Annotated in this window: 9 protein-coding genes and 1 pseudogene; 6 read left to right on the forward strand and 4 right to left on the reverse strand. The window is 70.1% G+C overall.

The features are described from left to right. A pseudogene (locus ACN469_RS30840) lies at positions 1–554 on the forward strand (serine protease); the annotation flags it as partial. Between the two features lie 194 nt (positions 555–748). Continuing rightward, the gene (serA, locus tag ACN469_RS30845; protein WP_498773666.1) at positions 749–2,002 is read left to right on the forward strand and encodes a phosphoglycerate dehydrogenase; all 1,254 of its coding nucleotides are present in this window, start codon (positions 749–751) and stop codon (positions 2,000–2,002) included. A 25-nt stretch (positions 2,003–2,027) separates the two neighbouring features. Here serA and ACN469_RS30850 read toward each other — a convergent pair whose 3' ends face one another. Further along, complete coding sequence (locus ACN469_RS30850) at positions 2,028–3,434, reverse strand: FAD-binding oxidoreductase (protein ID WP_498773668.1); 1,407 nt, start codon at positions 3,432–3,434, stop codon at positions 2,028–2,030. Between the two features lie 187 nt (positions 3,435–3,621). On the opposite strand from ACN469_RS30850, the gene ACN469_RS30855 reads away from it, so the two are divergent. From ACN469_RS30855 to ACN469_RS30865, 3 genes are all read left to right on the forward strand, one after another. Further along, on the forward strand, positions 3,622–4,002 hold the full coding sequence (locus tag ACN469_RS30855) for a hypothetical protein (RefSeq protein WP_498773670.1): 381 nt from the start codon (positions 3,622–3,624) through the stop codon (positions 4,000–4,002). A gap of 18 nt (positions 4,003–4,020) precedes the next feature. Beyond that, on the forward strand, positions 4,021–5,826 hold the full coding sequence (locus tag ACN469_RS30860) for a hypothetical protein (protein WP_498773672.1): 1,806 nt from the start codon (positions 4,021–4,023) through the stop codon (positions 5,824–5,826). A gap of 301 nt (positions 5,827–6,127) precedes the next feature. Beyond that, entirely contained in the window at positions 6,128–6,664 is a 537-nt protein-coding gene (locus tag ACN469_RS30865; protein WP_498773674.1) for a dihydrofolate reductase family protein, read from the forward strand. Between the two features lie 38 nt (positions 6,665–6,702). On the opposite strand, the gene ACN469_RS30870 is transcribed toward ACN469_RS30865, so the two are convergent. Then, complete coding sequence (locus ACN469_RS30870) at positions 6,703–7,971, reverse strand: hypothetical protein (RefSeq protein WP_498773676.1); 1,269 nt, start codon at positions 7,969–7,971, stop codon at positions 6,703–6,705. 53 nt (positions 7,972–8,024) lie between these two features. Further along, positions 8,025–9,389 (reverse strand): hypothetical protein, encoded by a 1,365-nt coding sequence (locus ACN469_RS30875; RefSeq protein WP_498773678.1) that lies wholly within the window; start codon positions 9,387–9,389, stop codon positions 8,025–8,027. 163 nt (positions 9,390–9,552) lie between these two features. Between ACN469_RS30875 and ACN469_RS30880 the strand changes: the two genes are divergently transcribed. Then, on the forward strand, positions 9,553–10,371 hold the full coding sequence (locus ACN469_RS30880; protein ID WP_498773680.1) for a hypothetical protein: 819 nt from the start codon (positions 9,553–9,555) through the stop codon (positions 10,369–10,371). Between the two features lie 21 nt (positions 10,372–10,392). Here ACN469_RS30880 and ACN469_RS30885 read toward each other — a convergent pair whose 3' ends face one another. After that, positions 10,393–10,869 (reverse strand): hypothetical protein, encoded by a 477-nt coding sequence (locus tag ACN469_RS30885; protein WP_498773682.1) that lies wholly within the window; start codon positions 10,867–10,869, stop codon positions 10,393–10,395. Positions 10,870–10,872 lie beyond the last annotated feature (3 nt).

A 10,872-nucleotide genomic window follows, 5' to 3' on the forward strand; every position in this document is an offset into this window, starting at 1 on the left:
CCTGCGGCGTCACCGGCGCCTCCGTGACGGGTGACTCCTTCCTGCGCCTGCTCGGCCCCAGCGGGGGCGAGGTCGCCAGCAACGACGACGAGTGCGGCGGCCGGGGCTCGAAGCTGACCTACACCGCGCCGCAGGCGGGCACCTTCGAGATTCGCGCGGGCTGCTACTCCTCCGGCACCTGCTCCGGCACGGTGGCCTGGACGCTGGAGGGCGGCGGCACCGGCCCGGCGCCGTCGAGCGGCACCCTCGCGTACACCGGCAGCGCCACCAACAGCGCTCAGACGGGCACCACCAACCAGGACGTCACCCTGACCGCCGGGCAGAGCATCTCCTTCGGCACCTGCACCGTGACGGGCGCCGCTGGCACCGGCGACACCTTCCTGCGCCTGTACAACAGCGCGGGCCAGCAGGTGACCAGCAACGACGACGCCTGCGGTTCGCTGTCGTACGCCAACTACACCGTGCCCACGGGCGCGGGCGGCACCTACCAGATTCGCGCGGGCTGCTACGGCAGCTCCTCCTGCACCGGCACCGTGGCGTGGACCATCCAGTAGCTCGGAGGTCCTGACCCCCACAGTCCCTCGCGGGCGGTCCGGGAAGCCGGGCCGCCCGCTTTCTTTTTCCGGACACCCCACCCCCCAGGTCACGGACGGCGGGCCGCCCTCCTTCCCGGCCCTCGACACCGGGCACTCCAGCCCCCTCACCCCGCGCTTGACAGCCATGGGGCCGGGGTCTAACGCACGGCGACATGAGCACTGCCCGGTTCCCGCCGTCCCCGACGCGCCCGATTCTCAACGAGGGTCCGTTCCGCGCCCTGCTGCTGGAGAACATCCACCCGTCGGCCGAGGCGATGCTGGCCGCCGAGGGTTTCCAGGTGGAGCGCACGTCCTCCGCGCTCAAGCCGGCGGAGCTGGCCGAGCGCCTCAAGGGCGTGCACCTGCTGGGCATCCGCAGCAAGACGACGGTGCCGGCGGAGTCGCTGGTGCACGCGGACGAGCTGCTCGCCATCGGCGCCTTCTGCATCGGCACCAACCAGGTGGACCTGACGTCCGCCAACACGCACGGCATCCCCGTCTTCAACGCGCCCTTCAGCAACACGCGCAGCGTGGCGGAGATGGTCATCGCCGAAATCATCGCCCTGACGCGGCAGCTGTTCGACCGCAGCCGCGAGGTGCACACGGGCCAGTGGCGCAAGGTCGCCACCGGCAGCCACGAGGTGCGTGGCAAGACGCTGGGCATCATCGGCTACGGCCACATCGGCTCGCAGCTCGGCGTGCTGGCGGAGTCCTTGGGCCTGCGGGTGCTCTACTTCGACGTCATGACGAAGCTGCCCCTGGGCAACTCGCGCGCGGTGGGCTCGCTGGACGAGCTGCTGGCCGAGTCGGACTTCGTCACGCTCCACGTCCCGGCGCTGACGTCCACGCACATGATGATGGGCTCCGAGCAGCTGGCGAAGATGAAGGCGGGCGCCTGCCTCATCAACGCCAGCCGAGGCACGGTGGTGGACATCCCCGCGCTGGCGGCGGCGCTGCGCTCCAAGCACCTGGGCGGCGCCGCGGTGGACGTCTATCCGGAGGAGCCCGAGGGCAACTCGGATGGTTTCGTCACCGAGTTGCAGAACCTGCCCAACGTCATCCTCACGCCGCACATCGGCGGCTCCACGGAGGAGGCGCAGGCGTCCATCGGCAGGGAGGTGGCCGTCAGCCTCTCCAAGTTCTTCCGGACGGGCGCGACGACGGGCTCGGTGAACTTCCCCATGGTGGAGGCGCCGCTCATCCCCGGCACCCACCGCATCCTCAACGTGCACCGCAACATCCCCGGCGTGCTGCGTGACATCAACCGCATCGTCTCGGACCTGAACGCCAACATCCACGCGCAGGTCCTCAGCACGGACGCGAACATCGGCTACCTGGTCATGGATTTGGACCAGGACGTGTCGCGCCCCGTCTGTGACGCCATCGCCGGGCTGACGACGGACATCAAGACGCGCATCGTCTCCTGACGTGACGCGCGGTGTGCCGCCGCGCTCAGGCGTCCAGAATCTTCCCGGGGTTGAGCACGCCCCGGGGGTCCAGGGTCCGCTTGAGCGCGCGCAGCAGGGCCAGCTCCTCCTCGGAGCGCGAGTAACCCAGGTAGTCCTTCTTCAACAGGCCGATGCCGTGCTCCGCGGAGATGCTGCCCGCGTGCTTGCGCACCAGCTCGAACATGGTGGGGTCCGCCTGCTTCGTGTAGGCCAGGAACTCCGCCTTCTCCAACGCGTCCGGCTTCATCACGTTGACGTGCAGGTTGCCGTCGCCGATGTGGCCGAAGAGGCAGATCTCCCACCCCGGATAGCGCGACTGGAACACGGCCTCCAGCTCCGCGCAGAACGCCTCCAGGCCCGCGACGGGCAGGGAGATGTCGTTCTTGTGGGGCAGGCCCGTGGCGGACAGGCTCTCGCTGATGCCCTCGCGCAGCGCCCACAGCTCCGCGGCCTGGGAGGCGCCCTGCGCCTGCGTGCCGTCCGTCACCAGCCCCCGCTCGAAGAGCGAGCCCAGCCACGCCTCCACCGCCGCCGCGTCGCGCGACTCCGCCTCCAGCAGCACGTAGCAGCCGCTGGGCGCCTCGAAGGGTGAGCGCAGCTTGCGGTGGCGCTGCACGCGCGAAAGGCACCGGTCCGTGAAGAACTCGTAGGCGGAGATGAGGAAGGCCGTCTGCTGGCGCGCGTCCCGGAACAGCCGCAGGACGGCGGCCACGTCCGGCACGGCGAAGAGGAAGACGTCCTGCTTGCCGGGCAGCTGCGTCAGCTTGAGGGTGGCCTCGGTGATGACGCCCAGCGTGCCCTCGCTGCCGATGAAGAGCTGGCGCAGGTCCAGGCCGGTGTTGTTCTTCTCCAGCGCGCCGTTGAGCTCCAGCACGCGGCCGTCCGCCGTCACCACCTGGAGGCCCAGCACCCAGTTGCGGGTGAGGCCGTAGCGGATGACCTTCACCCCGCCCGCGTTGGTGGCGATGTTGCCGCCCACGGTGCTGGAGCCCTTGGAGGCGAAGTCCACCGGCCACGTCAGGCCATGCTCGGCGCAGTGGCGGTGCACCGCCTCCGTCACCGCGCCCGCCTGCACGCGCACCGTGTTGCCGAGCAGGTCCACCGGGCCCAGGCGCGCCATGCGCTGCAGCGACAGCACCACCTCGCCCTTCGCCGCCACCGCGCCACCCGCCAGGCCCGTGCGGCCTCCGGAGGGCACCACCGCCACGTTGTGCTGGTGGCACAAGGTGAGCAATCGGGCGACCTCGTCCGTCGTGCGGGGCAGCGCCACCGCGCTGGGGGCCGGGGCATACACGCGCGTCCAGTCGCGGCCGTACTCCTTCAGCTCCTCCGCGTCCTGGGTGAGGAAATCGGCGGGAAAGCCCTCGGAGAGAGCGCGGAGGAAGTCGGCGGGGAGCGGGGCGCTGGCCATATGCCCCAGGCGTATTGCAGGTCCCACCCGGTGACAAGGTGCGGCGAGGGCCCCGGCGCCTGGGAGGTCGCCCGGAAATCACCGGGGACGGCCCAGGAAAATGGGCTCGCTGCGTATACGCAGACGACGCCCGCCGGCTCCTGTCGGGGCGTCCTCGTATCCCACCCCACCTTCAGGATTCCCGAAGATGCATCCGAGCCGAGTCCTTCGCGCCGCGTCCCTGCTGCTCGCCACCCTGGCGCTGACACCCTCCGCGCTGGCGGCGGAGACACCCCAGCCCAACGTGCCCTACGTCTTCGTGACGGTGGACAGCTACTCCATCATCAATGCGAACGGCATCGAGCTCACCGGCGTCCTCCAGGGAGAGAACACGCCCCGGACCCTGGAGTTCGAGTTCCCCTACTCACCCACCTATTACGACGCCAGCCAGCATGTCGCGCGTTGTGACCGGATGGCCTTGCTGCTCATGAACAAGCCGGGGGCCTGGCTTCTCGAGCTGTCGCTCCAGTACCAGGGGCAGATGGTCACCTGCAAACTGACCCGCCGGGCTGCGACGCCGGCTCCCTGACGGAAGACGGCCCTCTCCATGCGCACGATGCGAGGAGTCTGGCTGGCGCTCGCGCTGGCCCTGGCCGGTCTTCAGTCCGGCTGCACCGATGGCCTCAAGACGGGCAATGAGGACTCGGATGGCGACGGAGTGATGGACCCCGTGGACTGCGCGCCCTTCAACAGGGCGCAGTGGCGAATGGTCTCCGCCTTCGCGGATGTGGACGGTGACGGCTGGGGTGAGGGGGCATTGAAGGAGGTGTGCGGCGCCGATGGAAGCCCGCCTCCGGGATGGGCCTTGAGGCCGGGAGACTGCGCCCCGACGGACCGGTACCGATGGCGCGAGGTCTCCGGCCTGTATCCGGACCTGGACAGCGACGGCGCCACGGGCCCAGGCCCGGTGGAGGCCTGCGTGGGGGAGACGCTCTGGGGCTATCGCGAGCAGGCGGGCTCGCCGGACTGCGATGACGAGGATGCTCGCGTCAAGGAGCCTCGCGACGCCTGGCCGGACCTGGATGGGGACGGGTATGGCGAGGGCGCGCGCGTGGCCGTCTGCGCTGGCAAGCCGCCACCGCCGGGGCTCGCCGTCGTGGAGGGCGACTGCGCTCCGTCGGATGCCACGCTCGCGGTGTCTCACGCCTACCTGTATCGGGATGCCGATGGGGATGGCGTCACCGTGGACGCGCCGGGCACGCTCTGCCTCGCGACCTATCAGCCGCTGCCTTCGGGCTACTCCCTCCAGGCTGTTGGCGCGGACTGCGACGACTCGGACGCGATGGCGTGGTGGACGCGCGACGTCTACGAGGACCTGGATGGCGATGGCTTCGGCACGGGCGGTTCCCAAGCCCGGTGCGTGGGCGAACGGCCGCCTCCGGGTCAGGCGTTCCAGGGCGAGGACTGTGCCCCCGCGGACGCCACCCTCTGGCAGTGGCGGAGCTACGCGCACCGCGACGCGGATGGGGATGGAGACACTGTTCCCGAGAACGGTGTGCGATGCAGCGGCGAGCTGCTGCCCCGGGGGTACGCCGAGCTTCCCCGCGGACTCGACTGCGACGACCAGGACGCCTCCGTCCGGGTGAGCTGGAGCGTCCATCCCGACGAGGATGGAGACCACGTGGGCGCGGGCCCGGCGGTGACGCTGTGCGCGGGTGGCACGGTGCCGGCGGGCTACTCGACGCTCGGCGACGACTGCGCGCCCTCGAACGCCGACGGGTGGCAGCTGAGGGAGTACCGGCATCGCGACGCGGATGGGGATGGCCACACGGTGCCAGAGTCTGGCGAAGTCTGCGGGGGCACGTCCCTGCCTCCTGGCTACGAGTGGGTCGAGCAGCGCCGGGACTGCGACGACGCGAGCCCCACGCGACACACCTCGCTGGTCTCCTGGCGGGACCTGGATGGAGATGGCGTGGGTGCGGGCGCGTCCGAGACGCTGTGCACGGACGGTCAGGTGCCTGCGTCCTGGTCCACCGTGGGAACCGACTGCGCGGACGACGATGCGACACGCTGGATTGGGCGCAACTACACCCACGTGGACCGGGACGCGGACGGCGCCACGACGCCCGAGCGGGGCGGAGTCTGTGCTGGCGGCACCTTGCCGGCGCCCTACTTCACGAAGGCCACGGGCAACGACTGCGACGACGCGGATTCGGAGCGCACGCGCTGGGTGGTGCTCTATCCGGACCTGGATGGGGACGGCGTGGGCGCGGAGCCTCGACAGATTCCGTGCCTGGGCGCGACGCTGCCTCCGGGCATGTCCATCTACGGCTACGACGTGAACGACAACGACCCGGAGGTATCGGTGGCGATGGAAGACGACCTCCACGTGGAGCTCATCCTGGGGTTGTGACTCGCATTCCCGCCCGCTGACGACAGGTGGACCCTTGCCTGGAGTCGGAGCGGGACTGCGTCACGACGTGACTTGCATCGTCAGCGGGGAGAGACCATCCTCATTTCCGGCGCGGGAAACCGCGCTGTCCATGACCTCTCCTCGCTGACAGCTCCGCTCCTCGAAGCGCTCCTCCTCGCCCTCGACGCCATGCGTCCGAGGCCGCGAGTGAGACGTTGCCCGTGAGCGATTCCCACAGCACCGCATTCACGTCCCCACCGCACCCTTCCGGCGCGGAGCGCCACCCGTGCGAGGTCTCCTCATGCAACCCCAGAAGCGCAAGCTCACGTACCACGTCGCCACCACCCTCGACGGCTTCATCGCTCGCGAGGACGACTCCTTCGACTGCTTCTCGAACGAAGGCGAACACGTCACCGAGTACCTCGCCACGCTGCGCACCTACGGCGCGGTGGTGATGGGCCGCCGGACGTATGACATCGGCCTGAAGTTCAACGTCACGGACCCCTACCCGTACCTGGAGACGTACGTCGTCTCACGCACGCTGAAGGAGAGTCCGAATCCCCGCGTGCACCTCATCTCCGACGACGTCGTCGGCGCGGTGCGCGCGCTGAAGGCCCAGGAGGGCAAGGACATCTACCTCGCCGGAGGCGGAGCCCTGGCCACCCAGCTGCTCACCGCCGGCCTCGTCGACGAGGTCCTCATCAAGCTGAACCCGCTGCTGCTCGGCTCGGGCATCCCGCTGGTCTCTCGGCTGGGCTCGCACCTCAACCTGGAGCTGCTGTCGACCAAGGTCTACCGGACCGGCGTCGTGCTGCTCCAGTACGCCGTCAGGCACTGAGCCCTCACGGCTCCTGGGCGCCCCGGAGGTGAGTCCACTCACTTCCGGGCGCGCTTCTCCTTCTTCATCGGCGCGGCGGCGTCCGGCCAGGTGCGGAGAATCCACTCGGCGTTGGACTGCGCGGACCACTCCACCTCTCCTGTCAGGACCTGCGAGCCGCGGCTGACGTGAAACGCCTGCGTCAGGGGTGCGTTGTCCCGCTTCAACAAGCAGTCCTGGGCCGACCAGCTCACGCCCCCAGTGGCCGTCACCAGCTTCGTCAGCCAGGTGTCGAACTCCTCGCCGGACAACCAGCGAAGCTGCTCCACCACGTGGCCCACGTCCGGCGCCAGTGCGGACTCACGCCCCGTCACCATCGAGAGCACCTGACGACCCGCTTCATCCGGAAGGAAGCTCACCCCGCCAGGACGCAACACGGCACACCCGAAGCGGTCCACCTTCCCCTCCTCCTTCAGCGAACCGAAGAAGACCACCACGTCCCCGAGCCGCACCCCGGAGCGCACCACCCCTAGCAGGGGTGGCTGGCTGTGCAGCTCCAGGAGAATCGCGAGCGCCTCCGCGTCCACGAGCTCTGACTTCTGGAACCGTGGCTCACCGTCCACCTTCAAATCGAACGCGGGGCCCTCCCCCAGGTGGACACCTCCGGGAGCAATCGTGGACAGGGGAACGGAGACCGCCTCTCCGAGCGCCGGCATCCACAACAGCCGCTTGCTGGTCATCCAGACGCGACCCGACCGGGCCCACAGCCAGAACACCGGAGGGAGCATCAGCGCGACCAGCGACACCATCGCCCAGCTCATCCCCAGCCGCAGATGGAGGAACACATACGCGTACGAATACAGCAGGAGCAGCCCGCGCGGGACCCGATGCCCCAAGGTGGCCGGCCAGGACCGGGCCGCCTGGAACAGCAGCACCTCTCCGGGTGCGAGCGACAGCCTCGTCCGCTTGCGCACCAACCGGTCCAGCCGCGCCAGTTCCGCCTTCAGCACGGGGGCGCCGGTCACGGACACCAGCCGTGACAGTCGCTTGCGCACCAGCGTCTTCAGTCGCTCCCGGCGGGCCTCCAGCTCCCGCAGCCCTTCCATCACCGGCAGCGTGTCGGCCCAGCCCTCCACCCGCGCGCGCCGGCTCGTACGGGCCAGGGCCTCGTCGACAGCGTCCTCGTGCTCCAGCCACTCCGGGACGAGCATGGGCTGATTGCGCCAACGACTCTTCCATCCCGGGCCGCTCAGCACGGACTCAAGAATCGCATCTCGCCGCAGCGCCGCTTCGAGCACCTCCGCGCGGCCTTCCAGTTGGACGCGCACGTCTTCGTCCGTGAACCCTCCCGACGACGCCCTCTGAATGTGGACTCGCTCGCTCATGACCCGCTGCCCGCCTTGAGCCGACCATCATCACTCGAAACCTGGGAGACCTCCCGCCAGGCGTGCGCCAGTCGGTGGGCGCTCTCCCGCTGCCCTGGCTCCACCCGGCCGACGAGCACCTCTTCGCCCCGGCTGATGTGAAGCTCCTGCTCCAGGGGAATGTCCTCGGCCACCTGTGCATCCCGCGAGGACCAGGCCGCGCCTCCCGTCGCCACCGTGGTCCGCAGGAGGTACGCGTCCAGCTCCGACTCGGGCTGCCAGCGCAGCCCCTCCAGCAACCACTCCAGCTTGACCTGGGACGACAACCTCCGGCCCGTCGCCGCGTGCAGCAGGGCCGGGCCCGCATCCGGGTCCGGGAAGAAGAAGACGCCTTGGCGCAGGAACACGGCCGTGCCAGGGCTCCACGTCCCCTTGCGACGCAGCAGCGCCGAACAGGTCACCAGCTCCACCGGATGGTCCACCAGGGCCGCTTGCGCGCGGAAGCGGGAATCGCGAACCAGCTCCACCAGGGCGCGCAGCCGCTCGGCGCGCGCGCCATCGAACCGCGGCAGCCGGATGACCTGGTCTCCGCGCAGGCTGAGCGTCCTCTCGGACTCCTCCCACTTGGGTCCGTCCTCCGTCAGCGAGTCCAGCCGCACCTCCACCGCGGGTTCGTCTCCCGGCGCCAGCCACACCACGCGCTTCGGCGTGAGCCAGACGACGCCCGGGGCCTGACTTCTCAGCATCGCCACCGTCACCATCAACAACCCGACCATCGCCAGCCCGCCGCCGCCCAGCGCCAGTCCGAACTCACCGAGGACCAGCAGCCAGAGAATCCCCGCGACGAGGCCCAGCGCGGTCAGGACGAAGCCGACGGACACCAGGTACTGCGAACTCCTGGCCACCGAGCCCATGTGCAGCGCGAAGGACTCTCCCGGCATCCGCCGGAGGGAGACCTCCTGGGCGCAGACCTTCTCCAGCTCGCGAAGCTTGTCCTCGAGCGACAGGGACTCCGTCACCTGGCCCCGCAGCAACAGCACGTCCCGCACGCGCATCGTCAGCTGCTCGCGGACCTCGCGCACCCGACTCGCGGTCCACTGAATCGCCGAGCCTTCCGGCCAGCCCTCCTGTTCGCCGCGCCGCTCGGTGCGCTCCAGCGCCTCCAGCAGCGTGGGCTCCACCTCCAGGACGTCCCGAAGCAGCGAGGGCTCTTCCCGCAACGTCCGTCGCCAGCCACGCGAGTCCAGGGTCTCGTCGAGCCTGCGGTAGCGGCGGAGGGCGGACTCAATCAGCTCCACGCGCCCTTCCAGGCGGCGGCGCAAATCCTCCTCCGACGGTCGCGACTCGGGCGCCACGGCGCCGGTTCGGTTGCGTTCGGACATTGCCCGCGCAGCATAGCCCGTGGAGCCCTCCCTCCGGGAGCAGGGCCCGTGCGCCCCAGGACAGTCCCGACGGCGGCACGAGGGAATCTCCACCCGCCGTGCCTAGGCTCACGCTCACGCGCCGCTCGGGGCGCGCCTTGCCGGGGGGCGCGGCATGGACCGAATGCGAAGACCCTTCCTCATCGCCGCGCTGGTGCTGCTGGCGCTCTGTGTGCTCGTGGAGGTGGGCTCACCCATCCTGCTGCCCCAGAAGTCGCCGGACTGCTCGGCGCTGAGCGGCACGAAGCCCTGCGCTTCCATCCCCGGGCTCCCGGAGGACTGCCGCCCCCTGCACGCCGCCATCTGCGACGGCGAGGACGTGGACCCCTCCGACGTGGTGCGCACCCAGAAGGAGAACCCTCCCACGCCGGGCCTGGGCATTCCGTACCTGGCCCTGGTGGACGCGCTTTTCCTGCTCACGCTCGCGCTCATGGGCGCCAGCCTCATCATCCCCGAGCGGGTGCACGGGCGCGTGCAGGGGCTGGCCACGCTCATCGGCGCAGTCGTCGCGCTGCTCACCGGCTTCGGCCTGCTGCTGGCCGCCATCGCCCTGACGCTCACGATGATAACGCTCGTGGCCTCCGTCCCCTTCGGCACGCTGGCGTATCTGGCCGTGTGGGGCTTCTTCAACCGGGGAGGCGCGGCCGGCACGCTGGGCTTCTTGATGTTCCTCAAGCTCGCCGCGGGCGTGTGCCTGGTGCTCGCGCACCAGCGCTTCCTCCAGAACAAGGGCCTGGTGCTGCTCTACCTCACGTCGCTGCTGGCCAACGCCGTGGTGTCCTTCCTCCACGGCCTGGTGCCCATCATCCTCGTCAGCATCACCGACGCGGTGAGCGCCATCATCGTCGCCATCCTCGGCCTCATCTGGGCCGTGCTGCTGCTGGTGGGCGCGCTGGTGTCCATCATCAAGGTGCTGCGCCTCAAGCGCGCGGCGCCGGCCTGAGGCGCCGGAGGCACTGGACGCTCACCGCAGGCCCAGCTCGCAGATGGGCCGCTGCGGCGGCGCCCCCAGGCACGTCACCTGGAGGTCCGCGCCCTCCTGCATCACGTCCAGCTTCTTCGACTCCTTCAGCGGGTCGAACTTCGCCGGCACGGACGGCTTGCCCCGGGACACCAGCTCCACCCGGACCACTCCGGGAGGACGGGGCACCAGCTCCAGCGTGCGCAGCCGCGTGTCGGACGCCTTCACGTCCACCCGGCAGCCGCCTCCGCTCGGGAGTATCAGCACGCCCTCCTGGAAGGCGCACGTCGCGGCCAGCTCCGTGGCCTCCACGGGCTCGGGCTTGATGAACCGCTCCCGGAGTCCCCGCGCTGTCTCCGTGGGGCTCTCGCGGCTCGCGGACCCGTCCTTCGCGCCCAGGCCCACGCCCAGGACATAGAGCGCGACGATGGCGACGATGGCCAGGATGAGCACGACGTGGATGGGCTTCGGCTCGGGCATGGC

Origin of the sequence: Corallococcus terminator (assembly GCF_049194865.1) — a bacterium.
GTDB classification, from domain to species: Bacteria; Myxococcota; Myxococcia; order Myxococcales; family Myxococcaceae; genus Myxococcus; species Myxococcus terminator_A.

Excerpts from the sequence above, each read along its gene's own strand:
- ACN469_RS30880 (WP_498773680.1), top strand. The coding sequence starts at position 9,553 with ATGCGAAGACCCTTCCTCATCGCCGCGCTGGTGCTGCTGGCGCTCTGT.
- ACN469_RS30850 (WP_498773668.1), bottom strand. The coding sequence starts at position 3,434 with ATGGCCAGCGCCCCGCTCCCCGCCGACTTCCTCCGCGCTCTCTCCGAG.
- ACN469_RS30885 (WP_498773682.1), bottom strand. The coding sequence starts at position 10,869 with ATGCCCGAGCCGAAGCCCATCCACGTCGTGCTCATCCTGGCCATCGTC.
- ACN469_RS30865 (WP_498773674.1), top strand. The coding sequence starts at position 6,128 with ATGCAACCCCAGAAGCGCAAGCTCACGTACCACGTCGCCACCACCCTC.
- ACN469_RS30875 (WP_498773678.1), bottom strand. The coding sequence starts at position 9,389 with ATGTCCGAACGCAACCGAACCGGCGCCGTGGCGCCCGAGTCGCGACCG.
- serA (WP_498773666.1), top strand. The coding sequence starts at position 749 with ATGAGCACTGCCCGGTTCCCGCCGTCCCCGACGCGCCCGATTCTCAAC.
- ACN469_RS30860 (WP_498773672.1), top strand. The coding sequence starts at position 4,021 with ATGCGCACGATGCGAGGAGTCTGGCTGGCGCTCGCGCTGGCCCTGGCC.
- ACN469_RS30855 (WP_498773670.1), top strand. The coding sequence starts at position 3,622 with ATGCATCCGAGCCGAGTCCTTCGCGCCGCGTCCCTGCTGCTCGCCACC.